This is a genomic window from Clostridium sp. AT4 (assembly GCF_001517625.2).
Taxonomy (GTDB): domain Bacteria; phylum Bacillota; class Clostridia; order Lachnospirales; family Lachnospiraceae; genus Enterocloster.
This window is the reverse complement of the sequence record NZ_LN999828.1, coordinates 1231747-1258686: the sequence shown is the minus strand read 5'-3', so window position 1 is coordinate 1258686 and position 26940 is coordinate 1231747. Positions and strand designations below refer to the sequence as shown.

Below are 26940 nucleotides of genomic sequence, written 5' to 3'. Positions count from 1 at the left end.
GAAAAAGGTCACAAAAAGAAAGAATGGAGTCAGACCAATGGAACAAAATGTATTAACCGGTATGTATGAAACACTGGGAATCAGCAAAAAGGTACTGGATTTTGCTGCAGAGATAGAGGAACATTTAAAAACCCGCTTTCAGGAGATTGATGAACGGGCAGAATTTAATCAGTTAAAGGTAATTCATGCCATGCAGGAATGCCGCGTCAGCGATATCCATTTTGCAGCTACCACGGGCTATGGCTACAATGACCTGGGACGTGATACCTTAGAGGAGGTATATGCGCACGTATTCCACACAGAAAGCGCCCTGGTTCGTCCACAGCTTATGAGCGGAACCCACGCCCTGCATGTGGCTCTTTCCGGAAACCTGCGTCCCGGAGACGAGCTCCTTTCACCTGTGGGAAAGCCCTATGATACCCTGGAGGAAGTGATCGGTATCAGGGATTCCGTGGGTTCCTTAAAGGAATACGGCGTTTCCTACCGCCAGGTGGATCTTCTTCCCGACGGAACCTTTGACTACGAAAATATTGCAAAGGCTGTCAATGAAAAGACAAAGCTTGTAACCATTCAGCGTTCCAAGGGCTATGATCCCCGTCCTACCTTTTCTGTAAAGCAGATCGGGGAGCTGATCGCCTTTATAAAAAAGATCAAGCCTGAGGTGATCTGCATGGTAGATAACTGCTATGGAGAGTTTGTGGAAACCATCGAGCCTACGGATGTAGGAGCCGATATGATCGTTGGCTCCCTGATCAAGAATCCGGGCGGCGGTCTGGCCCCTATTGGAGGTTATATTGCCGGAAGAAAGGACTGTGTAGACCGTGCTTCCTACCGATTAAGTGCCCCCGGCCTTGGAAAAGAGGTGGGCGCCAGCTTAGGACTGAATCAGCAGCTCTATCAGGGTCTGTTCCTTTCACCTACCGTTGTAGCAGGAGCCTTAAAGGGCGCGATTTTTGCCGCCAATATCTACGAGCGTCTGGGCTACGGCGTAGTGCCAAACGGCTCCGAATCACGTCATGATATCATCCAGGCCATTACCTTCGGTACTCCGGAGGGAGTGATCTCCTTCTGTAAGGGAATCCAGGCAGCTGCTCCGGTAGACAGCTTTGTCACCCCCGAACCCTGGGATATGCCCGGCTATGACAGTCCGGTCATCATGGCTGCGGGAGCCTTTGTACAGGGTTCCTCTATTGAACTCAGTGCCGACGGCCCTATTAAGCCGCCCTATGCCGTATATTTCCAGGGAGGGCTTACCTGGTATCATGCCAAGCTTGGAATTTTAAAATCCCTCCAGCAGCTGGCGGATGATGGAGTTGTGTCCCCTAAAAGCCTTGTTTCTTAAGAATTTTTTCAGATGACACCTAAAAAAACTTATGGTAATATGATAAACAGCCCCGTCCTTCGGGGCTTCCTTAGGAGAGTTTGTTTATGGGACGTAAAAATTTCTGGATCCTTCTTATTATGCTCTTAGCCGGAATTGTACTGGGAGGATTTATCGGACAGCTGGCAGATGGTATTTCCTGGCTGAAATGGATGAATTATGGCCAGTCCTTTGGGCTGGATACTCCTTTGGTCATTGATTTTGGCCTTTTAGTCATTACTTTCGGACTTACCATCAAGATTACCATGGCAAGCATTATTGGAGTGGCAGTGGCTCTGTTTATTTATAAAATGATTTAAAAGCTCATCCTGAAAATGTACTTGGAGAGGTGCGTAGTCAGGAGGATAAATGGAAAGAATTACAATGAAGGATCTGCCCAAAGAGCAGCGTCCCTATGAAAAATGCATGGCTTACGGTCCAAAGGCGCTTACGGACAGCGAGCTGTTAGCAGTCATCATACGAACCGGCAGCAGTGAACGCACGTCTCTTGAACTGGCAGACGCCATCCTATCACAAAATGCACCGGGAGATGGACTTACAGGCCTTCTGCACTGCTCTCTGGAACAGCTGCAGTCCATCCGTGGAGTAGGTCCTGTAAAAGGAATCCAGCTTTTGTGCATCGGAGAGCTTTCTAGGAGGATTTGGAAGCAGAAGGTAAGCGCAGAGCCTGTGGCTTTTACACAGCCGGATCAGATTGCGGATTATTACATGGAAGATATGCGTCATTTGGAACAGGAGGAAATCCATGTCATGTTTCTGAATACCAAACAGCATCTGATCCGTGATTTCCTTGTTTCCAAAGGAACGGTAAACGCTTCTGTGGTTACTCCCAGGGAAATTCTCATTGAAGGGCTTCGTTGTCTTGCTGTAGGTATGGTTTTAGTCCACAACCATCCCAGCGGAGACCCTGAGCCCAGCCGCTCGGATCGGCTTTTAACCTGCCGGATCCGGGAAGCAGGAGAGGTCGTAGGGATTACCCTGATCGACCATTTGATCATCGGAGACCGGCGGTATTTAAGTTTTCGCCGGGAAAAACTTATATAATCATATAACACATGAAAGAGGAATGAATATCCATGGAATCAAAACGCAGCAAATATATCCTCTCAGGGCTTACCCTGCTTTGTGTCCTGTTGATCGGCATTACCTCCTTAAAGGACGGTATCTTAGAGCCTCTAAGGACCGGTGTGGGGTATTTTCTGATTCCTATTCAGACCGGTGTAAACCGTGTGGGAACAGGACTTTACAATGAGCTTACGGATATTTCACGTTTAAAGACGGCTCTGGACGAAAATGACCGTTTAAAGATCCAGGTGGACCGGCTGACCGAGGAAAATAACCGACTCCAGGCCCAGCAGTTCGAGTTAAACCGACTGCGCCAGCTATATGAGCTGGATCAGGAATACATGCAGTATAATAAAATCGGCGCCCGGGTGATTGCAAGGGACTCTGAAAAATGGTTTCAGGTCTTTCGGATCAATAAGGGATCTTCCGATGGAGTGGCTGTGGATATGAATGTAGTGGCAGACGGAGGCCTTGTAGGAATCGTTACAGACGTAGGAGCCAATTATGCAACCGTGCGTTCAATTATTGACGATTCCAGCCGTGTAGGCGCCATGTCTGTGGATTCCTCCTATAACTGTATTGTGGCGGGAGATTTAACCCTCTATGAGCAGGGACGTTTAAAGCTGACCGATTTTTCCAAGGATGCTGTGTTAAAGGATGGGGATCAGATCATCACTTCCAATATCAGTACGAAGTTTCTTCCTGGCATTCTGATCGGATATGCGGTGGACGTTACCATTGATCCGGATCATCTGACCCAGTCCGGTTATCTGATTCCCGCAGCCAATTTCGATAACCTCCAGGAGGTTCTGATCCTGACCGATCTGAAAGATGGAGAAGAGGTGGAGAAACAGTGACCAGCGCAAAGGTGAAACAGATTGCGATCAACATCGGCTTTATTATCCTTGCATTTACCGTCCAGAACTGCGTATTCCCCCTGCTTCCCTTTCTGGCGGCAACGCCCAATCTGCTGCTGATCTTAACCTTTTCCTTTGGTTTTATCCATGGAAAAAACGCAGGGATGTTCTACGGCGTGATTTCGGGGCTTTTGCTGGATCTATTCTACAGCGGCTCATTTGGTTTTTATACCCTGATCTATATTTATATCGGTTATTTTAACGGAATCTTTACCCGGTATTATTATGAGGACTACATTACCCTGCCTTTAATCCTGAGTGTGGCAAACGGTCTGTGGTACTGCATGTATATTTATATATTCCGTTTCCTGATCCGCGGACGATTAGATCTTCCCTATTATTTTACGAAGATCATGCTTCCGGAGATTATTTTTACAGCCGTTACCACCCTTCTCATATATCGTCTGTTCCTGTCTGCCAGCCGGCGGGTAGAGGACATAGGAAAAAGGAGAGATACCACCATTGTTTGATGAACTGAAAGAAGTTGTAAAGGAATTTTTAAAAAAGCTTTTTTCCTCCCGTCTATTTGCTTTGGCAGTGATTTTCACTCTGATGTACGCAGGGCTCATTGGAAAGCTGTTTAACCTGCAGATTATCCACGGAGATGAATATCAGCAGTCCTATATGCAGAGAACGGAAAAAATGGTTACTGCGCCGGGAACGAGAGGCAATATCTATGACCGCAATGGAAAGCTTCTTGCCTATAATGAACTGGCTTATTCGGTTACGATCCAGGATTTAGGCGATTATCCAAGGCCTGCAGATCGAAATGCCATGATCTACCGCCTGGTGACAATTTTGGAGCGAAGAGGAGAAAAGGTAGAAGGAAAGCTGGAGATTGCCATAAACGAGCAGGGAGAGATGTATTTCACCACCACCTCTAAGGCTTCTCACAAGCGTTTTCTGCTTAATTTTTATGGAATCAGCTCCGAAAAGCTGGATGATGCCAGCGGCCGTTATCCTTCGGACATTACAGCAAGAGAAGCCTTTGAGCTGAAAAAAAGCTCCGGCCGTGACGGCTATAACTTAAACGATATGAAGGATGAAGAAGGCAATCCCTTAGAGCTTACGGATCAGACGGCTCTCGATATGATCAATATCATCTATACCATGAAGCTTACGGAGTACCAGAAATACGAGAGCACTACCGTAGCCACCAATGTAAGCCGGGAGACCATGACAGAGATCCATGAAAATGCGGCTGATCTAAAGGGTGTTTCTGTAGAAGAAAGCTATATCCGTGTATACAATGACAGCCTGTATTTCTCCCCCATTATCGGATATACGGGAAAGGTTCAGGAAGAACAGGTAGACCGACTGAATGAGCAGTGGAGAGAGGAAGAAAATAAAAAGGGTAAAAATCTCACCGAGGAGGATGAAAAATACAATCTCAATGATGTGGTTGGCCGAATCGGCATTGAGCAGTATATGGAACTGGATCTTCAGGGCGAAAAGGGCTATACCAAAATGTATGTGGATAATATGGGACGGCCAAGGGAGGTCATTGAGCAGCAGGACGCCAAGGCTGGAAATGATGTGTATCTGACCATCGACCGGGATCTTCAGATTGCCACCTATAAGCTGATGGAGCAGCAGCTGGCAGGAATTATCACCAAATTCCTTGTAAACGAGGATGTAGATCCTGACACAGTAAAGGACGGATCTAAAAAGCCGATTCCTGTTAAGAATGCGTATTATCAGTTGATCAATAACAATGTGCTTTCTCTGGAGGCTATGGCTGAGCCGGATGCCTCTTCTGTGGAAAATAAGATTTACAGCACCTATACCTCATCCAAAACACAGATTTTGACAGATATAAAGAATGAGCTTTTAAGTCCTCATGCCAGAGCGATGAATGATCTTCCGGAGGATATGAAAAGCTATATGAATTATATCTACAGTTTTCTGGCTTCCGAAGAAACAGGAATCATCAAGCGTGATAAGATTGATACCAGTTCAAAGGAGTATCTTTCCTGGAAAGAAGGAACCATCAGCCTCAGGGATTATATCTACAGCGGTATATCCGGCAACTGGATCGACACTACAAAGCTGGACTCGGAGAACAAGTATTCCAATGCGGATGACAGCTTTGCACAGCTGGTTGACTACATTTGTGTTCATCTGGAGGAAGATGGGAAATTTACTAAGCGTATGTTCCGCTATCTGATCAATAACGAGGTGATCAGAGGCAGCGAACTCTGTCTGGCCCTCTTTGACCAGGGCGTACTGGAGCCGGATCCCGGAGCACAGGCGGCTTTAGCCGGAGGAGACAGTGTATATGCCTACAACTTTATTAAAAAGAAAATTTCCAATCTGGAGCTGACTCCAGCGCAGCTGGCCTTAGATCCCTGTACAGCCGGAGCGGTTGTGACTGATGTGCGCACCGGAGAGGTGTTAGCCCTCGTTTCTTACCCAAGCTATGATAATAACAAGATGTCAGGCAGTGTGGATGCGGCGTATTTTGCGAAACTCCAGAACGATATGTCCAATCCTCTTTATAATAATGCAACTCAGGCCATCAAGGCGCCGGGCTCAACTTTTAAGCCGATTACTGCCGTGGCAGCTCTGGAGGAGGGCGTGATATCTCTTACCGATACCATTGAGTGTACAGGCTCCTATGATCTGTCTAGCCCGCCTATTAACTGCTGGGTATTCCCGGGACGTCACGGAGTAGAGGATATTGTGACCGGAATCCAAAATTCCTGTAATGTGGTCTTTGCAGAGCTTGGACACCGTTTAAGCCTTACAGAGGATGGAACCTATTCTTCGGAAAAGGGACTTGAGGCAATCCGCAAATATGCATCCATGTTCGGTCTGGATCACACATCAGGTATTGAACTTCCTGAAACAGAGCCTCATCTGACCACAGAGGATCCGGAGCGTTCAGCTATGGGACAGGGAACCAACTCCTACAGTAACGTGCAGCTTTCCCGCTACATTTCCGCTGTGGCAAATCGCGGTACGGTCTTTGAACTGAGCCTCCTGGACAAGCTTACGGATTCAGACGGAAATCTGATTGAAGATTATACCCCTGAAACCAGTTCACAGATTGAAGCAAAGACTTCTACCTGGGATGCTGTCCAGTCCGGTATCCGCCGGGTGGTTACAGAGGGATCTGCAAAAAGCGTATTCGCAAGCTCCCATGTAGAAGTGGCAGGAAAGACAGGTACGGCACAGGAGGATCGGAGCCGGTCCAACCATGCATTTTTCGTTTCCTTTGCTCCTTATTCCAATCCGGAGATCGCGGTAACGGTCAATATCCCATATGGCTATGCGGGAACCAATGCGGCTTCTCTTGGAAAACAGATCTATGAATACTATTACGGCTATACGAGCTTTGAAGAAATTGTGGGCTCAGGAGCCTTAAGCGCATCAAACAGCTCCGTTGAAGAATGATATCATACAGGAGGAAGGTGATCATATGCAAAACGGGATCGTCATTAAAAGCAGCCGGGCAGGCATGACTGTGCTGCTGGATCCAAATCTCCCCTTTGAGGAGCTTCTTGTCGCTATTGCAAAAAAATTTAAAGACAGCGCCCGTTTCTGGGGGGCAGTTCAGATGACTCTTACACTGGAAGGGCGCAGGCTTACACCTGAAGAGGAGATGGCTGTGGTAAATACTATTACGGAAAATTCACAGATTGATGTGCTCTGTCTTCTGGATACGGATGCCCAGCGGATCGAACGTTGCGAAAAAGCTCTGAATGAAAAGCTTATGGAGCTGAGTGCCCAGACCGGACAGTTTTACCGTGGAACACTCCGCAGGGGAGATACCCTGGAATCAGAGTCCAGCATTATAGTGATCGGAGATGTGGAGCATGGGGCCAGGATCACGGCAAAGGGAAATGTGATCGTCTTGGGCGAGCTAAAGGGTTCTGTGACGGCAGGTGTTTCCGGAAATGCTCAGGCAATAGTTCTGGCCTTTTCCATGATGCCTTTTCAGCTTCGTATCGGAAACTGTCCGATTCCAACAAATGAAAAACACCGCCGGTTCGGCCGAGGAGCCATGATCGCCTGTATCAGGGACGGTGAAATAGCGTTCCGGCCTGTAAAAGGACGATCCATTTTTGGGGATATGGGCTGATATATGTAAAATTTTGCCGAACTGTATTAAATTTTTCTTGAATGGAAAAAAATACTGGTAAATTCACAAAATTTAATGTACAATAGATGGGTAAAGTTCATTTTTTCAGGAGGTCTATATGAGTGAAGTCATTGTGATTACTTCTGGAAAAGGCGGGGTAGGCAAGACGACTACTTCTGCCAATGTGGGAACAGGACTGGCCGTTCTGGGAAAGAGAGTGGTATTGGTTGATACCGATATCGGTCTGCGCAACCTGGACGTGGTGATGGGTCTTGAAAACCGCATTGTCTACAATCTTGTAGACGTGGTAGAAGGAAACTGCCGTATGAAGCAGGCCCTGATAAGAGACAAAAGATATCCAAGCCTTTACCTTCTGCCCGCGGCCCAGACAAGGGACAAATCCTCGGTAAATCCGGAGCAGATGGTTAAGCTGACAGAAGACCTGAAGGAGGAGTTTGATTATATCCTTCTGGACTGTCCCGCAGGAATTGAGCAGGGCTTTTACAATGCCATTGCAGGAGCGGGACGGGCTCTGGTGGTGACCACTCCCGAAGTTTCAGCCATTCGCGATGCAGACCGGATCATCGGCCTGCTGGAACACGCGGGCATTACTGAAATCGGGCTGGTAGTCAACCGGATCCGGGCGGATATGGTACGCCGGGGAGACATGATGTCTTTAGAAGATGTACGGGATATTTTAGCCGTGGATATCCTTGGCGCTATTCCGGATGATGAAAACATCGTAGTCTCCACCAATCAGGGAGAACCCTTGGTAGGAATAGGGTCCGCCGCCGGACAGGCTTACCTGAATGTATGCCGCAGGCTCTTAGGGCAGAATATCCCCATCGAATCCCCCGGCGAGGCCAGAGGCTTTCTTGTAAGGCTGGCCCGGGTGCTGAAGCGGGCATAGGAGGGGTGAAACAACGTGAAGACCAGACGTTCCAAAGATACGGCCAAATTCCGGCTGAAGCTTCTCCTTGTGGCAGATAAGGCAGGCTGTTCGCCGGAACTCATAAGGCTGATCAAAAATGACATGATCCGTGTCATTTCCAAATACATGGAGATAGAAAAGGACAATGTCCGCCTTTTGATGGACACAGACGGTTCCGCCTCCTGCCGGGGGCTGCCGGTGCTCCAGGCAGATATACCCATACGCTCCATTTCCAATAAGGGGCTTTACTGATATGCTTTTTGATTATGATTTCAGAAATTACAGCTTCCGGCTTCTTGCCTATATGACAGCTTTAAGCGTCATTGGCATACTGGTCGTGCGCAGTGCCACCAATATGGATTCGGAAGCAGTGACAAAACAGATGTTTGGCATACTGGCTGGCATGGCTATTGCTGTTTGTCTTTCACTGGTAGATTACCATAAGATACTGAATTTCAGCACGGTCATTTATCTGATCTGCATCGGAAGCCTTCTGGCCGTGCTGTTTTGGGGCAGATCCGTCAATAATGCAAAACGCTGGATCGAGGTTCCTGTTTTGGGACAGCTCCAGCCCTCGGAATTTGTAAAGATTGGCCTTATCATCACCTTCTCCTGGTATTTTATGAAATATCAGGAGAAGGTAGACAAGGTTTCTACCGTGGTACTGGCGGCAGCGCTTTTTGCCGTTCCGGCCATGCTTATATTTGAACAGCCAAACCTTTCTACCTGTCTCGTTACTGTGGTGATCGTGTTGGGGATTGTGTTCGCCAGCGGCATCAGCTACCGCTGGATCGTGGGGACACTGGCAGTTGTCATCCCTATGATTGCGACAGGCGTGTACCTTCTTCTTCATGGTATGATCCCGTTTATTAAAGAATACCAGGCGGGACGTATCTTAGCCTGGTTTTACCCAGAGCAGTATGGAGAGGCACGTTATCAGCAGAATAACTCCATTATCGCGATCGGTTCCGGTCAGCTGCATGGAAAGGGGCTTTACAACACTACCATTGCATCTGTAAAAAACGGTAATTTTCTTTCGGAGGAGCAGACTGATTTTATCTTTGCCGTTATCGGTGAGGAGCTTGGTTTTATCGGCTGCGCCATCGTGATTTTGCTGTTTTTACTGATTGTATATGAATGTCTTATGATGGCAGCCAGGGCAAAAGATATGGCCGGCAGGCTGTTATGTACCGGTATGGCTACGCTCATTGCATTTCAGAGTTTTGCCAATATCGCAGTTGCTACAGGTATTTTTCCCAATACCGGACTTCCGCTTCCGTTTATCAGTTTTGGAAGCAGTTCGCTGATCAGTATTTTTATTGGTATGGGGCTTGTGCTCAATGTAGGACTGCAGCGGGTACCACGACACTACTAATTCCTAAGGAGGGGTCTGAATATGACAATTGGCTTAATTGCACATGATGCAAAGAAAAAACTGATGCAGAATTTCTGCATCGCATACAGAGGGATTTTAAGCAAGCATTCTCTGTATGCCACCGGAACAACCGGAAGACTCATAGAAGAGGTTGCAAATCTTAATATCCACAAACATTTGGCTGGTCATCTGGGCGGGATTCAGCAGATGGCGGCTCAGATTGAGCATAACGATATGGATCTGGTTATTTTTTTGAGGGATCCCCTGATGCCCAAGTCACATGAGCCGGACGTAAATGATGTAGTCCGTCTCTGCGACACCTACAACATTCCTCTGGCTACCAATCTGGCGACTGCGGAGCTTTTGATCAAGGCTCTTGACAGAGGTGATATGGAATGGAGAGAGGTTGACAGATAATGAAGCGGGGGTATGTCAGAGCTTGGAGTGCCCTCATATTGGCTGCTTCTTTGTGTCTTGGAGGCTGCTTTGGCGGCTTTTCTGATGCGTATTCTCTGAAAGAGCGCCTTCCGGCGATTGCCTTGGCAGGTTCAGAGGAAGAAGTCATGGAAGGTTTCGCCTCAGATCTCTGCGTTGTATCCGATGAGAGTGTCTTTGATCCGAATTTTCTCACCTCTGAGGCGGGAGCGCTTTTTGATCTGAACGGCCATCAGACGCTTTACAGCAAGGATGCCTTTGAGACCATGTATCCGGCCAGTATTACAAAGGTAATGACTGCTCTGGTGGCGATCAAATACGGCAATCTGGAGGATCAGGTAAAGGTTACGGATGAAGCGGTAATTACAGAGTCAGGCGCTACACTCTGTGGCATTAAGCCGGGTGATACCCTTACGCTGGAGCAGCTTCTCTATGGTCTTATGCTTCCGTCTGGAAACGATGCGGGTGTAGCCATTGCGGTTCATATGGATGGCAGTATAGAGGCATTTGCAGACCGGATGAATGAGGAAGCGAAACGTCTGGGCGCAGTGGACAGCCATTTTGTAAATCCGCACGGACTTCATGATGAGGATCATTATACCACAGCCTATGATCTCTATCTGATATTCAACGAGGCCTTCAAATACCCCCAATTTCGGGAGATTATTGAGGCGAAGGCGTACACGGCAGATTACATTAATGGGGCCGGAGAGAGTGTATCCAGAACCTGGAAATGCAGCAACCAGTTTATCACAGGGGAACGGGATACGCCGGAGGGAGTTACCGTGTTAGGCGGAAAGACGGGTACCACAAAAGCAGCCGGCTATTGCTTAATTATTGCATCAAAGGATGATGCCTCGGAAGGAAATTTTATATCTGTTGTGCTGAAATCGGACAGCCGCGCCCATCTTTATGATAATATGACAAATATAATTTCTAAAATCGTCAAATAGTGATTGCGTTCCGCATGAATTTGTACTATAATCAAGGTAATCTTAATTGATTTTTTATACAACATATATAACTCAAGGAGGAGATAGGTATGGTTCAGATTATTGCAGGAAAAAAAGGTAAAGGCAAGACAAAACATCTGTTAGACATGGCCAATGCAGCAATCAAGGGAGCCAGCGGCACCGTTGTATATCTGGATAAGAGCGCTCAGCATATGTATGAGCTGAACAACCGGATCCGTCTTATCAATGTGAACGAATTTCCGATCACACACAGCGAAGGATTTTTAGGATTTATCTGTGGCATTCTTTCTCAGGATCATGATCTTGAGACTATGTATCTTGACAGCTTCTTAAAGCTGGCGTGCTTAGAGGGAGCGGACATTTCCGAAACCTACGAGACATTGAAAAAACTCAGTGACAAATATCATGTTACTTTCGTATTAAGCATTTCCATGGACGCGGATGAGCTTCCGGAGAATGCAAAGGGTGATGTGATTATTTCATTGTAATGATACATATTCTGTGATAAAATAGCAGACAGAACTTAGGCTGCCTGCCGCACGAGGTTTTGAAGTACGCCTGGTGCGGAGGGCAGCTTTTTTACGAAACAAGACTTTAAAAGGAGAGCCGTTATTCATGGCCAGTAAAAAGCACAGAAAAAACAGAAAGATCATTCCTTACCGGCGGCCACGCAATGATATCGGCAAGCTGATATTCGGTGTTATCTTTCTGTATCTTCTGATCAATATTTTTATCTATATGGGACATGAAAAAATCCAGTTTTATGAGGTGTCAGAAGGCGGTATTGTAAATGACCGTCCCTACACAGGACTGATCCTGAGAGAAGAACAAGTCTATAATGCGGATAACAGCGGGTATATCAACTATTACCTACAGGAAGGCAAACGTGCCTCCGTAGGTTCCAGGGTTTATTCTCTGGACGAAACCGGCCGCCTGGATTCCCTTTTAAAGGAGCATGGGGTTGAGAATCAGACGCTCAGTGATGAAAACCTGGCTGATTTAAAAAAACAGCTGTCCTCCTTTGTTACCAGCCGTTCGGACGAGGATTTCGGGGCGATTTATGATGCCCGTTATACCCTGGAAGCGGCAGTGATGGAGTATTCCAGCTTCAGTGCTCTGGATCAGCTGGATCAGATTGCCAGGGAATCCGGCATTGTCTTTGAACAGGTGGTATCGCTTCAGTCAGGTGTGGTATCCTATGGCTTTGATTCCTATGAAAGTCTTAAGCCTGAGGAAGTGGAGACGGCATCTTTTGACCGGTCTGCCTATACGAAAACCTTTCATAAATCAGGAGATCTGATCGAGAGCGGAACACCTGCCTATAAGATTGCAACTTCTGAAAACTGGTCGGTTGTATTCCCTCTTACAGAGGAGGACAGGGCCCTCTATGGGGACAAGTCCTCGCTTGAGGTGGAATTTAAGGATCACAGTATTGAAACCACCGCTTCTTTTTCCATTTTTACGGGAAAGGACGGCTCTGTTTTCGGTAAGCTGGATTTTAATAAATACATGGCACAGTTTATCACAGACCGTTTTGTGAATTTTGAGATTCGCCAGGATCAGGCAAAGGGGCTTAAAATCCCTGTCAGTGCAGTAACTGAGAAAAATTTCTATCAGATCCCAAGAGATTTTGTCACTCAGGGCGGGGACAGTACAGACAGCGGTGTAAATAAAGAAATCTATGATGCAAATGGAACAACAGCTGTCTTTACCCCTATAGAAATCGGCTTTGATGATGAAGAATTTTATTATATTGCTGTTCAGGAGGACGGCCCCTTAAAATCCGGCGACTATATTGTAAAGCCTGATTCCCAGGAGCGGTTCCAGGTGGGAAGTACCAGGGCTTTAAAGGGTGTTTTTAACATTAACAAGGGATATACCGTATTTAAAGAAATTGAAATTCTGGATTCCAACAGCGAATACTATACCATAAAAAAAGGAGCAAGCTACGGTTTGTCTGTATATGACCATATTGTGCTGGATGCCTCTCTGGTTACGGAAGGCCAGATCCTGTATCAATAGGATCGCTGTTTTAAATCAGGATTTGACAGAGGAGGATGAAACGATGTCAGAGATAAGAGACAATCTGGAAATAGTAAGAAGGCGTATCGAGGAGGCCTGCCAAAGAGCGGGAAGAGATGCGTCCGAGGTAACGCTTATTGCGGTAAGCAAGACAAAACCTGTTCCCATGCTTGAGGAAGCTTATGAGGGAGGAGCCAGGGATTTTGGTGAAAATAAGGTTCAGGAGATCCAGGCAAAATATGGCAGCCTTCCTGATGATGTGCGCTGGCATATGATCGGACATCTGCAGCGCAACAAGGTTCATCAGGTTTTGGGAAAGGCCGTCCTGATCCATTCTGTGGATTCCCTGCGCCTTGCCAGACAGATTGAGGAGGAGGCTGCAAAAAAGAATATGGAAGTGGATATTCTTTTGGAAATCAATGTGGCAAAAGAAGAGAGCAAATATGGCTTTTTTATGGAAGATGCCGAGGCGGCCATACGGGAGATCAGCACCTTCCCTCATGTGCATATCCGCGGATTGATGACAATTGCGCCATTTGTTGAGAATCCAGAGGAAAATCGGGGAATTTTTAAAAAATTATATGAATTTGCTGTTGACATAGGTAGGAAAAACATTGATAATGTTACTATGGATGTGCTTTCTATGGGTATGACCGGAGATTATGAGGTCGCTGTTGAGGAAGGCGCTACCATGGTAAGGGTCGGCACCGGTATTTTTGGTGAGCGGCATTACGGCGCTGTGTAAGGCAGCGTTGATAGAGAGGAAATGGAGAGAGTAAAATGAGTCTGTTAGGTAAGTTGATGGATACCATGCGATTAAATCCTGAAGAGGAGGGTGAGGATTACTACCTGGACGATGACTTTGAAGATGAGCCGCCTAAAAAGAGCTTTTTCTCAAGGAAGAATACTGCGGATGATGAAGAGTATTACGATGAACCTCAGGACAAATCCCGTTTTCTGGGACGTCCTACGCCAAAGGTGGTTCCCATGCGCCGTTCCGGTATGGAGGTTACGATGGTAAAGCCTACCTCTATGGACAGTTCCAAGGATATCTGTAATTACCTTTTATCTGGAAAAGCAGTGGTTCTTAATATGGAAGGAATCCACATGGAGGTAGCACAGAGGATCATTGATTTCGTATCCGGAGCTGCTTATTCCATGGATGGCAATCTTCAGAGAATTTCCAACTATATTTTCATTGTAACCCCTAATTCTGTGGAGCTGTCCGGTGATTTTCAGGACATGCTGGCAGCCGGTGATGTGTCCGGTATGGAGATGGCAGGTATGACCATTCACATTTAAACTACATAGGGACAGGATTTGCGGAGGCTGCTGCCACTGGGAGAATTTTATTTCCTGCAGCAGCCCCCGTTTTTCTGTTCATACTACACAAAATTCAGACAGATCAGGAGGAACTTGACGTATGAAGGAACGTTTGACGGTTTGCAGGGATGGAGATCCCATTTATGATATTTGTATGGAAACATCCTTTGAAGGACTGAAGGAGGAACTGGCGGCATTTCATCTGGAAAAGCGCAAAATATGTATTGTTACAGATTCTAATGTGGCATTCCTTTATCTGGACAAGGTAAAAGAAATCCTAAGCCAATGCTGCAGCATGGTTTCTGTTTTTATTTTTCCAGCAGGTGAAGAACATAAAAACCTGGATACGGTTCGGATGCTTTATGAACATCTGATTTTAGAGCATTTTGACCGAAAAGATATGCTGGCAGCTCTGGGAGGAGGCGTGACAGGAGATCTCTGCGGGTTTGCTGCTGCCACTTATCTGAGAGGAATCGACTTCATCCAGATCCCCACCACACTGCTGTCTCAGGTGGATTCCAGCATCGGAGGAAAAACGGGGGTGGACTTTGCGGATTACAAAAATATGGTGGGTGCCTTTCATATGCCCAGACTGGTATATACCAATCTGGAAACACTTTTGACGCTTCCTGCGGAACAGTTTTCTTCCGGAATGGGAGAGGTGATAAAGCATGGACTGATTCAGGATAAGGCATACTATGAGTGGTTAAAGGAACATCGTGATGCGGTGATGGCCCGTGATCTTACGACATGCCGGCAGATGGTCTTTCGGAGCAATGAGATAAAAAAAGCAGTGGTGGAAAAAGACCCTACAGAGCAGGGAGAACGGGCATATTTAAACTTTGGCCACACATTGGGCCACGCTGTGGAAAAGTTAAAGAATTTTACTATGCTTCACGGCCACTGTGTCGGCCTGGGTTGTGTGGCAGCAGCCCGTATCAGCTGTTTAAAGGGTACTTTGAGTGAAACGGAAGCAGATGATATTAAACATACGATGGCGTCCTTTGAACTTCCAACTACTGTAGATGGCCTGATCTGGAAGGAAGTATTTGAGGCTACAAAGAGTGATAAGAAGATGGAAGCAGGAAGGGTGAAATTTGTCCTTTTAAATGGAATCGGAGATGCTTATGTGGATCATTCCCTTTCAGAGGATGAAATCCGTGCCGGTTTTGAGGCTGTTTCCCTGTAAAAAAGATTATGCCTTTGACCGGGGCAGAAATACGATTGATATGAAGGAGTAACAATGATGAGCAGACAAAAACGATCCCTTCTGGTAAGCTTCTTAATCGGTTTTTTGATTCTTGTGGGGCTGGATCAGTGGACAAAAGGGCTGGCGGTTCGGTTTCTTAAGAACCAGGAGCCGGTAGCCGTAATAAAAGGCGTATTTGAATTTTCCTATCTTGAAAACAGAGGTGCCGCCTTTGGAATGCTGCAGAACCGTCAGTTTTTTTTCTTCCTGATCGGAATAGCCGTATTGGCAGCAATCCTGTATATGATGTGTCGGATGCCGGAAACACCGAAATATCGTCCGTTAGCAGTATGCCTGATGCTGGTAGCCGCAGGGGCAGTCGGCAATATGATCGACAGGATGACCCAGAATTATGTGGTTGATTTTCTTTACTTTCGCCTGATTGATTTTCCCGTATTTAATGTGGCAGACTGCTACGTTACCATAGCGGCAGCAGGACTGGTGCTTTTAGTGCTTTTTTATTATGATGATGAAGATTTGGACTGCTTCCAGCCCGGAAAGGCTCATGGAAAGGAGAAAACGCAGTGAAACAGGAAATCTGTGTAGGCGACCAGGAAGGCGGTCTGCGTATTGATAAATATCTGGCCGAAGCTGCCGGACAGCTGAGCCGCTCCTACATCCAGAAGCTTTTAAAGGACGGACGGATCCTGGTAAACGGAAAGCCGGTAAAAGCAAGCTATGTGGTAGAAGATGAGGATATTCTTTCCATGGATATTCCAGAAGCGGTGGAACCAGAAATAGAGCCGGAGCATATGGAACTGGACATTCTATATGAAGATCAGGATGTGATCCTGATCAATAAGCCAAAGGGAATGGTTGTCCACCCCGCCGCAGGCCATTATTCCCATACATTGGTCAATGGACTGATGGATCATTGCCGCGGGCAGCTTTCCGGTATCAATGGAGTCATGCGTCCGGGGATCGTACACAGGATTGATATGGATACAACCGGCGTATTGATCGTATGTAAAAACGATATGGCACATAATTCGATTGCGGCTCAGTTAAAAGAACACTCTATTACCAGGCGCTATCAGGCGATCGTTCATGGCGTCATAAAAGAAGAGGAGGGAACGATTGACGCTCCCATTGGCCGCCATCCGGTGGAACGGAAAAAGATGAGCATCAACTATGACAAGGGAAAATCAGCAGTGACCCACTATCATGTATTAAAACGTTTCAGGCAGTTTACTCACGTAGAATGCAGACTGGAAACAGGACGTACCCACCAGATTCGTGTTCATATGGCCAGCATTCATCATCCTCTTTTGGGAGACGCCGTTTATGGCCCGGCTAAATGTCCGATTTCCGGTCTTAAAGGTCAGACACTCCATGCAGGTGTCCTTGGATTCATTCATCCCAGAACAGGTCTTTATATGGAATTTTCCGCCCCCCTTCCAGATTACTTTGAAAATCTGCTTAAGACTCTGAATTAATTAGACACAATTAGTGGATTTTATCACTCTTGTCTAATAATGTGCTTTTAAAATAGAATTTTCTGTATATTTCTATATACTTTTCTGAATTTTTGAGTTATAATACAAATATGGCAGAGAGAGCAGGGAACAGCTTGGTTCCTGCTGTGAGGCCAGAGAAAGGGGTATGCAGAATGTCAGGAAATCTTGTTATTACGATCGGCAGACAGTGCGGCAGCGGCGGAAAATTGATCGGAGAAAAGCTGGCGGAAAAGATGGGAGTGAAATGCTATGACAAAGAGCTTCTTTCAAAGGCAGCAAAGCATAGCGGCCTCTGTCAGGAATTATTTGAAAAGCACGATGAACGTCCTACCAGCAGCTTTTTATATTCTTTGGTGATGGATTCTTATTCTATGGGCTATACAGCCGCAGGATACTCGGATATGCCTATTAATCACAAAATCTTTCTTGCGCAGTTTGATGCGATCAAGCATCTGGCAGATGAACAGTCTTGTGTGATCATTGGACGATGCGCAGATTATGCCCTGGAAGATTATCCCAATGTTTTGAACGTATTTATCGCGGGCGATGAAAAAGATAAGCTGGAGCGGATTAAGACGCTGTATAACCTGGATGATTCCAAAGCAAAAGAGGTTATTGTAAAGACAGATAAGAAGAGATCCAGCTATTATAACTATTATTCCAACAAGCGCTGGGGTGATCCCAGAAGCTATGATCTGTGTTTAAACAGCAGTTCGGTAGGTCCTGATGGTGCTGTAGAGGCTATTATGGCCTTTGCAAAGCTGAAACAGCAATGGAAGGATCAGAAGTAATTTCAATCACGATAATTTATGAAGTTTTTGATATGCCCCTTTCTGGCAGCAGTTTTTTGGTATTTCATCTGTCTGTCTGAAAGGGGATATTTTTTATATTTACAAATTTTACCATCAGTGGACAATGAATCAGATTTAATGATTCCGTAAGACTTTACAGCTGTATTTATCTGTTTTCCTGTGGTAGAATAGCTGTTATGAAAGAAAATGAAACAGAGGTGAAAATCCATGAATTACCATGATAATGAGGATGAACTTTTACGAATGCAGTCCAGGCGCAGGAGGACGGGCTCTTACGGAAACGTGCCTTCCCGCTCCAGGGCCTCTTCTTCCCATGACGGCCGCAGTTTTCGGGAACGGGAATCCTTTGATTCCATAGATGACGCTTATTTTGAAGACGAGTATGGCTGTGAAGACGGACTGGATATACCGTTTTCAGATGAGTCTTCCAAAAGAGGTACATCCCAGGGACGATCTGCGAAAAGAGCGGGAGGTTTTTCCAAAAACCACAGAGAATCCTATAGCCGTTCCCGAAATAAGTTTAGGACAGGAGAGAAATCCCGCCGCAATCCGAAAGGCAGTTCTGTCAGAGAAAGACGTCGTAAAAGAAAGAAAAAATGGCCGATGCTTTTGATATTCCTTCTTTTAGCGGTTACGGCATATGGAAGCTTTCTATACCTTCATCGTCCTACAGGGATCTGGACAGTGGCTGTATTTGGTGTAGACAGCCGTGACGGTAATACGAAAAAAGCGCTGGCAGATGTACAGATGGTCTGCACACTGGACAGAGAAACAGGTGAGATACGGTTAGCCAGTGTATTCAGAGATACATATTTAAAAATTGACTCCAAGGGAACGTACCATAAAATCAACGAAGCTTATTTTAAAGGCGGGCAAAAACAGGCCGTAGATGCACTGGAAGAAAACCTGGATCTAAAAATAGATGATTATGCTGCCTTTAACTGGAAGGCAGTGGCTGAAGCGATTAACGTTTTAGGCGGTATTGATTTGGAAATTACTCCGGCAGAGTTCAAATATATCAATGGATTTATTACAGAAACCGTCAATTCCACGGGTATTGGATCGACGCAGCTTAAACAGGCCGGAGCCAATCATTTAGACGGAGTTCAGGCGGTAGCATACAGCCGTCTGCGGCTTATGGATACGGATTTTCAGCGTACAGAGCGCCAAAGGAAGGTGATTGCTCTGGCGTTGGAAAAAGCAAGACAGGCAGATGCAGGCACGCTTACTAATCTTGCAAAAGCTATTTTACCTCAGATTTCTACCAGTGTAGGGATTGAAGATGTGCTGCCTCTGGTAAAGGATATTGATCAACTTCATATTGCAGATACGGCAGGTTTTCCTTTTTCCAGGGAGACAAAGCGGGTTGGAAAAATGGACTGTGTGATCGCAACTACTCTGGAGAGTAATGTGATCCAGCTGCATCAGTTCCTGTATGGAGAGGATACGCCATACCATCCATCTTCCGGATTAAAAAAGATCAGTGCCCACATTTCGGAAGAAACAGGGCTGTATGAAGAGGGAGCAGCTGCACCCTCTAAATCTTCTTCGGGCTCCGGAAAAACAGATTCCAAGGATAAGACAGGCGGCGCCGATGCTCCAAAGGAAACAGAGGCTTCAAAGCCACAGGAGACAATTCCGGAGACTTCTGCAGAAGAAACGGAAACAGAAGAGGAGAGCAGCAGCTTAGAAGAAACGGAAGAAACAAGGGAAACGATCAGTATAAAGGAAAGTGAAAAAGAAACAACAAAAGAGGAAGAGAAGAGACCGGGAATTTGGGGATCGGGCAGCAGTAAGGAAACCGAATCAGAGAAAGAAACGGGATCTCTGGAAAATAAGCTTTCTGAGGAAAAGGAAGAAGAGGACACTTCCAGGCCTTTAGGAGAAGCAGGAAGTACAGGACCTGGGGCATCCTCAGACCAGCAGCCGGGCGGAGGCCCCGGTATCTCTGCCTTACCGGGAGCCTCTAAAGATACAAAGCCCGGGGAGTCCGTAAGTAACCAGGGACCAGGGATTTAAGCATCTGCAGAATCGGCAGCTTTGCTCCAACCGGGTATATTTCCGTCTGTAATAGCACGAAAAAGACAATCCTTAATATGGGGGTTGTCTTTTTGCAGTTTCTGGATCAGTTCTTTGATGTACTGGCGTTTGGTGTATCCATCCATAGGGCATGGATTTTTACATACTGGAAGCTGGTACTTATTTTTAAATCCGATAACATCTGCTTCCGATACGAAAATCATAGGACGTATTACAGTCAGATCCATCCGGTCCAGATAGGTGTTGGGAGGAAAACAGTAAAAGCGTCCTTCATAAAAAAGGGACATCATCATTGTTTCCATCACATCCTCTTTATGATGGGCATAGGCGATTTTATTGCATCCCAGTTCTTTGGCTTTTTCATTTAAGGCGCCTTTGCGCATTTTTGCACAGAGAGAACAGGGATTGGATTCCTTTCGTATATCAAAGAGAACGGTTCCAATCTCTGTGGGAAGCACATAATAGGGAATTTCAAATTCTTTGCAGAGTTCCCTTATCGGATCCAGGTCAAGATTTCCAAGCCCCAGATCTACAGTGATGGCTGTAAGATCGTATTTTTGGGGATAGAACCGTCTTAAATGGTGAAGCGCATAGAGCAGTGCAAGACTGTCTTTTCCACCTGAAATTCCCACTGCAATATGATCTCCGTCCTGTATCATATGATATGTATCGAGAGCCTGGCGGACCAAGCTTAATAAACGCTGGAGTTTCATTTTATAATCCTTTCTTTCATAAATTTGTACCAAATTATTCTAATCGTCCGTTCCTCCGGTGTCAAGTGTTTATAATCAATGGTTGTCATTAACAGACAATTGTGTTACTATAAGGATAGAGATTTTCAATAATGTCATAAATAAAAGATTAAAATCAAACAACAATGCCGTCTATTTCTGTAATATTGAAGATTTAATTTAAACACTAAAACGCAAAGGATGATAAAAATGATAAGCTACAGATATGTTATTTCAAACAGACAGGGACTTCATGCATCAAATTCTATGAGCTTAAGCCGCGCGGCTTCAGATTATCAGAGTCAGATTACCATATCCAGCGCCAAAGGAGAGGCAAACTGCAAAAATGTGCTGGCACTTATGAGTCTGAACGCCAGACAGGGAGAAAACCTTGTACTAAAGATAGATGGTCCGGACGAAAAACAGGCTGCCGGATTTTTAAATGGATTACTTCGGACGATTTTATAATAAAATAAGTTTGTCTGCACAGATGTAAGATACGAATATGTCCCGGATAAAAATTGTCCGGGACGTTTTATTCATTTGACAATAATGAAGAGTATGTGATATAAAACAGAAGGAAGCAGGGGCAGCTGAAAATCAGTGAAAGTCGATGATTTAGTAAAATCAGTAATTCCTGCCTCAACTATTCGTTAAAGCTGTGTTTCGCGAATAGTTGAAACACTGTCTCTCATCACATAACTCCAACTGTTTTTATAAAATGAATTGTATGGAGTTTTTATTATGAGTACATTATCCTATCACGAACAAAAAGACAAAGAAAACATTATACGCCTTCGCGGTTTGATCCGGGATCTTCCGGGATTTTGCGCAGATTTCTTCCGTGGAATTGAACCCAGGACTTCTTCACGAACCCGAATTGCATATGCATATGATCTGCATATATTTTTTGATTTTCTCCATAAAGAAAATCCGGCGCTGAAACAGATTGCTATCACAGATCTTTCTCTTGATCTTTTAGATCAGCTCTCTGTAACAGATTTTGAAGAATATATGGAATATCTGAAATATCGGTTTAATGACAAAAATCAGGAAATTATGAATAAAGAACGTGGAATCATGCGCAAGATTTCATCACTCAAAAGCTTTTATAATTATTTTTACCGAAATGAACGTATTAAAAATAATCCGGCTGCATTAGTCCGTTTACCCAAAATTCATGAAAAAGAAATCATTCGTCTGGATATAGATGAAGTTGCTCTTCTGCTGGATGAGGTGGAACAAGGAGAAAATCTGACAGAAAAACAAAAGGCATATCATAATAAGACAAAACTTAGAGATCTGGCCATTATGACGCTCCTTCTTGGTACGGGAATCCGTGTGTCAGAATGTGTGGGATTAAATATTGCTGATATTGACTTTAAAAATGGAGGTATTCGTATCTACAGAAAAGGCGGCAAAGAAGTAACGGTATATTTTGGAACGGAGGTTGAGGAGGCTCTTTTAGATTACTTGGAGGAAAGGGACCGTATCATTCCGGAAACAGGCAGTGAAGATGCACTCTTCCTGTCTCTCCAAAAGAAACGCATGGCTGTACGCAGCGTGGAAAATCTGGTAAAAAAGTATGCCCGCACAGTGGCCCCTTTAAAGCCAATTACGCCCCATAAACTGCGCAGTACCTATGGTACCAGTTTGTATCGTGAAACAGGTGATATTTATCTGGTGGCAGATGTTCTTGGACATTCAGATGTAAATACAACAAAACGTCATTATGCGGCGCTTGAAGATGAAAGACGGCGTAGTGCCCGTAATAAGGTGCAGCTTCGAGAATCAGGGGGGAAGAAATGATACCCCCCCTATATATTACTTAATTCCCGTCCCAATTTCCTGCATCGCTCCAGTGCTTCTTCATCCGGTGCTTCCTGACAGATTACTCCTGTTCCACCCTGGATTTTGGCTCCTGCCGCAGCCATACGCGCTTCCCAATCGCGCATCCACTGCCCATCACCCCATCCATAGGAACCAAACAGGCCGATTACTTTACCGGATACAAACGGTTCAGACTTTGTTACAAACGGTTCCATCTCGTCCTCTTCCAGAACCTCTCCTCCCATAGCCGGACAGCCCAGAGCAAATACATTGGCTTTTTTTAATATCTCTGGCTCCGCTTCAGATACCTCCAGAAGCTTTGCCTGGTTCCCCTCTTCTTCTATCCCCTGGGCGATCGCATGAGCCATGGCCTCTGTATTGCCGGTCTGTGACCAGTATATAATGAGAATTGTTTTCATATAGTCCTCCTTGCTATACAGCCGCTGTGCTGTAATAATATGGGTGGTGCAGCGCTATAATGTGTCTGACGGTCATACCTCCAGCCATGAGACGGATCACACGCTCTCTGGCGTGATCATATTTATTAAAAATACGCCGGCATTCTTCCGGATCGGAGTATACTTTCCAATAACCGCTGTAAAGAGAATCCTGACCTTTATTTTCTATAAATCCCTCTACATCCGCCACCGGATATCCCAGAAGCAGGCCGATTTCATGGGGGAATTCTCTTCTGCCCTCCATATGGTCCTTATAGCATTGGCCTAAAAGAGAAAGGATTTCATCCAGCTTCATCCCCGTATAACCAAAACGTTTCATCAGTCCCTTGACAGAAGGCAGATCCAGATATGCCTTCAACTGCTCCTTCATATATAAGAGAAAAACAGCCTTTCCTTGGGATTGGCAAAGCAAAAAGCAGGATACCGGCGTACGGCTGAACAGACGTGCTGTATGGATCCGGTTGTTTTGATCAGTTGTCAGAAGGTTTGAAATCTTTATACCTGTTAAAAGCGGAGCACACTGCATTACAACCTGTGTTTCCAGTTCCTTTCGGTTAAGGCAAAGCATCATTTCGAGAGTCTCTTTACACATAGTATACCTCACATCTGCAAAATTATAAGTTAGTTTAATCTAACTATAGTTATATCTTAGCATAAGTGTGGAAAAAATGCAAGGCTGTTTTCAGAGGTGCCGTTATTTATAATAAACAATGGTAAGGTGCGCGCCGGCATGGATTGTATCTCCTGTCAGTCGGTTCATCCTCTGGAGCTGTTTTACATACTCTTGTGTAGTCATCCGGCTTCCTTTTCGATAACGGTCTGCAATTTTCCACAGGCTGTCACCCTCCTGGATTTCGATGCTGCTGTAATAAGGCAGCCCTTGAACTGGCTCCTCTTCTGCCAGTGTGGTCAGCATACTGTACCCTGTCACTGCGATCACGAGAATCAGAAGCATAAAACAGGATGCAAAAAAGCGCCGCCTTGTCATTTGAATGGTTTGTCTCATACCAGCTCCTCCTCTGTAAAACGTATGTTCTGCGAACGTGTGTTCTTATAGATGCAGTTATACTATAGCATCAGAACATATGTTTGTCAATGGGGCGCAGAAAAATCCGAACAAAGGTTTGCATTTTTTTCGAACATATGTTACTATAATATCAGCAAATGATGCCCGTATTATACAGCAGACAGGAGGTAAGGATTATGGAACAGGATAAGATCACTGCAAAACAGCAGGAAATATTAGAATATATTAAAAATACGATTTTAAAGAAGGGATATCCCCCGGCTGTTCGGGAGATCTGCGAGGCTGTTCGTTTAAAGTCAACGTCCTCCGTTCATTCTCATCTGGCTGCACTTGAGGATAAGGGATATATCCGCCGTGATCCTACAAAACCGAGAACCATTGAAATTCTGGATGATACGTTTAATTTTAACCGGAGAGAGATGGTAAATATTCCTGTGATCGGCACAGTGGCCGCGGGAGAACCCATTCTGGCAGAAGAATGTATTGAGGATTATTTTCCCTTTCCTGCAGAAGCCCTTCCCAATGCAGAGATTTTCATGCTTCATGTAAAAGGAGAAAGCATGATCGGTGCAGGGATCTTTCCGGGGGATAAACTGATCGTAGAACAGCGTTCTACTGCAGAAAACGGAGAGATTGTAGTAGCTCTTCTGGATGATTCCGCTACTGTAAAGCGTTATTATAAAGAGAAGGATCATTATCGTCTGCAGCCGGAAAATGATGCTATGGAGCCGATCATTACTGATCATGTAGATATTTTAGGAAAGGTCATTGGTCTGCTCAGGATGATGTAGCCAGCGGTGCTGGGTACTCAGGTATGAAAGTAGCATAAAAGCCGCAGCTTTTCGAAAAATCCCCATCCCGGATTCCAGCGAAAAGCTGCGGCTTATTATACCTTTATAAATCATATATTACAGTTCATTTACATCTACAAATGTCTTTCCGTCTCTCCAGATACGTTCCAGATCGTAGAATAAACGATCCTCTCTGCAGAAGATATGGACAATCACATCTTTATAATCCATCAGGATCCAGTTTCCGCTCTGGTATCCTTCGATCTGTCTGCATTCACATCCAGCCTTTGCCAGCATTTCTTCTACATTGTCAGCCATTGCCTGAACCTGATTGACATTGCTTCCATCTGCGATGATAAAATAGTCTGCAAGGACAGATACCGGCTGGATATCGATGATTTTGATATCCTGTCCCTTTTTATCGCTGAGCGCCTCATAGGCGATTTTAACCATTTCCTTAGAAGTCATTCTTCATTTCCTTTCATCTGAGCCTTAAAGTATTCATATGCCTGCAGTGTCATGGGGTCTATACAGCCGCCCTTTCTTTGGAGATATTCCAACGTGCCTTTTAAAATAGCATACATGGTCTGATCAAGATCCTCATAAGCCATACGGCGGATCTGAGGCAGGTTGTCTGCTTTGTAACGTCTGGGTTCGATATAATCTGCAATATAAAGAATCTTATCCAGAACGGTCATCTCCGGTTTTCCGGTAGTATGACAGGCAATGGCATTCAAAATTTCAGAATCCTCAATCTGATATTTATGCCGGGCCAGCCAGGCTCCGTACTTTGCGTGGAGCACTGCAAGAGCCTTTCTCTCTCCTTCTGTAACGGGAATTCCATGCTTTAGGCATTTTTTTAAAATAACCGAATCTGGAAAACGCTTGCCGCAGTCATGAAGAAGACCTGCCAGCTCAGCCTTATCTATATCATACCCATAACGCATAGCCAGATTCATACAGGTAAAGGAAACGCTGAGTGAATGTTCATAGCGCATGGGATCCAGTCTGGATTTAAGTTTTTTCCGAAACATTAAAACCTGATTGCATTGGTGATCCATTTTCATCCGAAACCGCCTTTCTTTGCTGCGGCCCTGTCTTACTGATACAGTCCGTGGGCTTTTATATATTCCGCTACTTTGTCCGGAAGCCATTTAGTCAGATCGCAGCCCTGTTTCGCAGCTTTGCGGACAGTCTCTGAAGAAATGTCCATTTCCTCAAAATGTATCCGTTCGATTCTGGCACTGTATTTATCCTTTAAATAGGCAATCTGAAGATCAAGAGGCCTGTGGGTATGTTTGTATGGGCGGCCCGCAACCAGGATCGTTGTTTCCTGCATCACCATTTCCGGATGATACCAGTCCTCGATCTCATACAGAGAATCCGCCCCTTCTATAAAATAAAATTCATCATGGGGGTATGCTTCCTTTAATAACATAAGGGTCTGAGCAGTATAGCTGTTTCCGTGACGCCTGAATTCAAAATCAGAATACTGAAACCACGGATAATCCCTGATAGCCAGCTTTACCATATCCTGACGCTCGGTTCCTTCAGTCACCTTCTGCGCTCTTTTGTGAGGCGGAAGGCTGGAGGGCATAAACCAGATCTGATCCAGCTTAAACTGCTCATATGCCTGCTGTCCCAGTGCCAGATGTCCTTTGTGTATGGGATCAAAGGTGCCTCCCAGGATTCCTATATTTGCCATAATAGACCTCCTGCATTATTTAGGAAGTACGATTTTTCTCTTCGCCTCATCCTTTGCAGGACGGTACAAAACAATCTTGCGTCCGATTACCTGGACCACCTGAGAATGGGTTCTTTCCGCCAGTACATCAGCGATGGAACGCCCATCATCCAGACAGTTCTTTAATACAGTAATCTTGATCAGTTCCCTGGCTTCCAGTGCTTCAGCCACAGCCTGGGTTACTTCAGGCGTGAGGCTGGCTTTTCCAATCTGGAAAACAGGATCCAAATTCATAGCCAGGCCCTTTAAATAGGCTCTCTGCTTACTTGTCATAGCTGCTCCTTTATACTTGAA

At 45.4% G+C, this 26940-nt stretch carries 32 protein-coding genes; 24 read left to right on the top strand and 8 right to left on the bottom strand.

Features of this window, described 5'->3' with window-relative positions:
* The first annotated feature begins 37 nt into the window (after nucleotides 1–37).
* From BN3656_RS12115 to BN3656_RS12010, 21 genes are all read left to right on the top strand, one after another.
* The gene (locus tag BN3656_RS12115; RefSeq protein ID WP_066550798.1) at nucleotides 38–1342 is read left to right on the top strand and encodes a methionine gamma-lyase family protein; all 1305 of its coding nucleotides are present in this window, start codon (nucleotides 38–40) and stop codon (nucleotides 1340–1342) included.
* 86 nt (nucleotides 1343–1428) lie between these two features.
* Nucleotides 1429–1680 carry a DUF4321 domain-containing protein gene (locus BN3656_RS12110; RefSeq protein WP_066548514.1) on the top strand — a complete coding sequence of 84 codons (252 nt, stop codon included), beginning with the start codon at nucleotides 1429–1431 and terminating at the stop codon, nucleotides 1678–1680.
* Between the two features lie 49 nt (nucleotides 1681–1729).
* Entirely contained in the window at nucleotides 1730–2425 is a 696-nt protein-coding gene (gene radC, locus BN3656_RS12105; RefSeq protein WP_066548512.1) for a DNA repair protein RadC, read from the top strand.
* A gap of 32 nt (nucleotides 2426–2457) precedes the next feature.
* Nucleotides 2458–3303: a rod shape-determining protein MreC gene (gene mreC / locus BN3656_RS12100; RefSeq protein ID WP_066548510.1), complete on the top strand. Its 846-nt coding sequence runs from the start codon at nucleotides 2458–2460 to the stop codon at nucleotides 3301–3303.
* On the top strand, nucleotides 3300–3833 hold the full coding sequence (gene mreD, locus BN3656_RS12095; protein ID WP_096807418.1) for a rod shape-determining protein MreD: 534 nt from the start codon (nucleotides 3300–3302) through the stop codon (nucleotides 3831–3833). The genes mreC and mreD overlap by 4 nt, the downstream gene beginning before the upstream one ends.
* The gene (locus tag BN3656_RS12090) at nucleotides 3826–6759 is read left to right on the top strand and encodes a penicillin-binding transpeptidase domain-containing protein (protein WP_066548508.1); all 2934 of its coding nucleotides are present in this window, start codon (nucleotides 3826–3828) and stop codon (nucleotides 6757–6759) included. Before mreD ends, BN3656_RS12090 begins: the two co-directional genes overlap by 8 nt.
* Nucleotides 6760–6784: 25 nt before the next feature.
* On the top strand, nucleotides 6785–7447 hold the full coding sequence (locus BN3656_RS12085; protein WP_066548506.1) for a septum site-determining protein MinC: 663 nt from the start codon (nucleotides 6785–6787) through the stop codon (nucleotides 7445–7447).
* Nucleotides 7448–7565: 118 nt separating this feature from the next.
* Complete coding sequence (minD, locus tag BN3656_RS12080; RefSeq protein WP_066548504.1) at nucleotides 7566–8357, top strand: septum site-determining protein MinD; 792 nt, start codon at nucleotides 7566–7568, stop codon at nucleotides 8355–8357.
* 15 nt (nucleotides 8358–8372) lie between these two features.
* Nucleotides 8373–8630, top strand: a complete 258-nt coding sequence (gene minE, locus BN3656_RS12075) for a cell division topological specificity factor MinE (RefSeq protein ID WP_066548502.1) — start codon at nucleotides 8373–8375, stop codon at nucleotides 8628–8630.
* A 1-nt stretch (nucleotide 8631) separates the two neighbouring features.
* On the top strand, nucleotides 8632–9753 hold the full coding sequence (locus BN3656_RS12070; protein ID WP_066548495.1) for an FtsW/RodA/SpoVE family cell cycle protein: 1122 nt from the start codon (nucleotides 8632–8634) through the stop codon (nucleotides 9751–9753).
* 21 nt (nucleotides 9754–9774) lie between these two features.
* The gene (gene mgsA, locus BN3656_RS12065) at nucleotides 9775–10170 is read left to right on the top strand and encodes a methylglyoxal synthase (RefSeq protein ID WP_066548492.1); all 396 of its coding nucleotides are present in this window, start codon (nucleotides 9775–9777) and stop codon (nucleotides 10168–10170) included.
* On the top strand, nucleotides 10170–11141 hold the full coding sequence (locus tag BN3656_RS12060) for a serine hydrolase (RefSeq protein ID WP_066548490.1): 972 nt from the start codon (nucleotides 10170–10172) through the stop codon (nucleotides 11139–11141). Before mgsA ends, BN3656_RS12060 begins: the two co-directional genes overlap by 1 nt.
* An 89-nt stretch (nucleotides 11142–11230) precedes the next feature.
* Nucleotides 11231–11650 carry a twitching motility protein PilT gene (locus BN3656_RS12055; protein WP_066548488.1) on the top strand — a complete coding sequence of 140 codons (420 nt, stop codon included), beginning with the start codon at nucleotides 11231–11233 and terminating at the stop codon, nucleotides 11648–11650.
* A 127-nt stretch (nucleotides 11651–11777) separates the two neighbouring features.
* Nucleotides 11778–13184: an HlyD family efflux transporter periplasmic adaptor subunit gene (locus BN3656_RS12050; protein WP_066548486.1), complete on the top strand. Its 1407-nt coding sequence runs from the start codon at nucleotides 11778–11780 to the stop codon at nucleotides 13182–13184.
* A gap of 43 nt (nucleotides 13185–13227) precedes the next feature.
* Complete coding sequence (locus BN3656_RS12045) at nucleotides 13228–13929, top strand: YggS family pyridoxal phosphate-dependent enzyme (RefSeq protein WP_066548484.1); 702 nt, start codon at nucleotides 13228–13230, stop codon at nucleotides 13927–13929.
* A 35-nt stretch (nucleotides 13930–13964) separates the two neighbouring features.
* The gene (locus tag BN3656_RS12040; RefSeq protein WP_066548482.1) at nucleotides 13965–14486 is read left to right on the top strand and encodes a cell division protein SepF; all 522 of its coding nucleotides are present in this window, start codon (nucleotides 13965–13967) and stop codon (nucleotides 14484–14486) included.
* 121 nt (nucleotides 14487–14607) lie between these two features.
* On the top strand, nucleotides 14608–15696 hold the full coding sequence (aroB, locus tag BN3656_RS12035; RefSeq protein WP_066548479.1) for a 3-dehydroquinate synthase: 1089 nt from the start codon (nucleotides 14608–14610) through the stop codon (nucleotides 15694–15696).
* A 54-nt stretch (nucleotides 15697–15750) separates the two neighbouring features.
* Nucleotides 15751–16284: a signal peptidase II gene (gene lspA / locus BN3656_RS12030; protein ID WP_331467924.1), complete on the top strand. Its 534-nt coding sequence runs from the start codon at nucleotides 15751–15753 to the stop codon at nucleotides 16282–16284.
* Entirely contained in the window at nucleotides 16281–17192 is a 912-nt protein-coding gene (locus BN3656_RS12025) for an RluA family pseudouridine synthase (protein WP_066548477.1), read from the top strand. Before lspA ends, BN3656_RS12025 begins: the two co-directional genes overlap by 4 nt.
* A 173-nt stretch (nucleotides 17193–17365) precedes the next feature.
* The gene (locus BN3656_RS12020) at nucleotides 17366–18004 is read left to right on the top strand and encodes a cytidylate kinase-like family protein (RefSeq protein WP_066548476.1); all 639 of its coding nucleotides are present in this window, start codon (nucleotides 17366–17368) and stop codon (nucleotides 18002–18004) included.
* Between the two features lie 228 nt (nucleotides 18005–18232).
* On the top strand, nucleotides 18233–20044 hold the full coding sequence (locus BN3656_RS12010; protein WP_081422950.1) for an LCP family protein: 1812 nt from the start codon (nucleotides 18233–18235) through the stop codon (nucleotides 20042–20044).
* Here BN3656_RS12010 and BN3656_RS12005 read toward each other — a convergent pair.
* Entirely contained in the window at nucleotides 20041–20778 is a 738-nt protein-coding gene (locus tag BN3656_RS12005) for an ATP-binding protein (protein ID WP_066550787.1), read from the bottom strand. The genes BN3656_RS12010 and BN3656_RS12005 overlap by 4 nt on opposite strands.
* Nucleotides 20779–21006: 228 nt before the next feature.
* Here BN3656_RS12005 and BN3656_RS12000 point away from each other — a divergent pair, with 228 nt between their 5' ends.
* Both BN3656_RS12000 and BN3656_RS11995 read left to right on the top strand, forming a co-directional pair.
* Nucleotides 21007–21264, top strand: coding sequence for an HPr family phosphocarrier protein (locus BN3656_RS12000; protein WP_066548471.1), 258 nt, complete (start codon nucleotides 21007–21009; stop codon nucleotides 21262–21264).
* A 276-nt stretch (nucleotides 21265–21540) separates the two neighbouring features.
* Nucleotides 21541–22605, top strand: coding sequence for a tyrosine-type recombinase/integrase (locus BN3656_RS11995; RefSeq protein ID WP_066548469.1), 1065 nt, complete (start codon nucleotides 21541–21543; stop codon nucleotides 22603–22605).
* Nucleotides 22606–22613: 8 nt separating this feature from the next.
* Here the strand turns inward: BN3656_RS11995 and BN3656_RS11990 are convergent, their stop codons facing one another.
* The 3 genes from BN3656_RS11990 to BN3656_RS11980 form a co-directional block, all read right to left on the bottom strand.
* On the bottom strand, nucleotides 22614–23045 hold the full coding sequence (locus tag BN3656_RS11990; protein WP_066548467.1) for a flavodoxin: 432 nt from the start codon (nucleotides 23043–23045) through the stop codon (nucleotides 22614–22616).
* A 13-nt stretch (nucleotides 23046–23058) separates the two neighbouring features.
* Nucleotides 23059–23655 carry a DUF3793 family protein gene (locus BN3656_RS11985; RefSeq protein WP_242962998.1) on the bottom strand — a complete coding sequence of 199 codons (597 nt, stop codon included), beginning with the start codon at nucleotides 23653–23655 and terminating at the stop codon, nucleotides 23059–23061.
* A 123-nt stretch (nucleotides 23656–23778) separates the two neighbouring features.
* Nucleotides 23779–24090, bottom strand: a complete 312-nt coding sequence (locus BN3656_RS11980; RefSeq protein ID WP_242962997.1) for a LysM peptidoglycan-binding domain-containing protein — start codon at nucleotides 24088–24090, stop codon at nucleotides 23779–23781.
* A 197-nt stretch (nucleotides 24091–24287) separates the two neighbouring features.
* Between BN3656_RS11980 and lexA the strand changes: the two genes are divergently transcribed.
* Nucleotides 24288–24902 carry a transcriptional repressor LexA gene (gene lexA / locus BN3656_RS11975; RefSeq protein WP_066548463.1) on the top strand — a complete coding sequence of 205 codons (615 nt, stop codon included), beginning with the start codon at nucleotides 24288–24290 and terminating at the stop codon, nucleotides 24900–24902.
* A gap of 117 nt (nucleotides 24903–25019) precedes the next feature.
* Here lexA and rsfS read toward each other — a convergent pair whose 3' ends face one another.
* Genes rsfS through yhbY form a run of 4 tightly spaced genes read right to left on the bottom strand, consistent with a single transcriptional unit; the run spans nucleotide 25020 to nucleotide 26919 of the window.
* Nucleotides 25020–25370: a ribosome silencing factor gene (gene rsfS / locus BN3656_RS11970; RefSeq protein ID WP_066548460.1), complete on the bottom strand. Its 351-nt coding sequence runs from the start codon at nucleotides 25368–25370 to the stop codon at nucleotides 25020–25022.
* Nucleotides 25367–25969: a bis(5'-nucleosyl)-tetraphosphatase (symmetrical) YqeK gene (gene yqeK / locus BN3656_RS11965; RefSeq protein WP_331467923.1), complete on the bottom strand. Its 603-nt coding sequence runs from the start codon at nucleotides 25967–25969 to the stop codon at nucleotides 25367–25369. The genes rsfS and yqeK overlap by 4 nt, the downstream gene beginning before the upstream one ends.
* Before the next feature lie 32 nt (nucleotides 25970–26001).
* Nucleotides 26002–26607 carry a nicotinate-nucleotide adenylyltransferase gene (gene nadD, locus BN3656_RS11960; protein WP_066548458.1) on the bottom strand — a complete coding sequence of 202 codons (606 nt, stop codon included), beginning with the start codon at nucleotides 26605–26607 and terminating at the stop codon, nucleotides 26002–26004.
* A gap of 15 nt (nucleotides 26608–26622) precedes the next feature.
* Nucleotides 26623–26919 carry a ribosome assembly RNA-binding protein YhbY gene (gene yhbY / locus BN3656_RS11955; RefSeq protein ID WP_066548457.1) on the bottom strand — a complete coding sequence of 99 codons (297 nt, stop codon included), beginning with the start codon at nucleotides 26917–26919 and terminating at the stop codon, nucleotides 26623–26625.
* Between the last annotated feature and the right edge of the window lie 21 nt (nucleotides 26920–26940).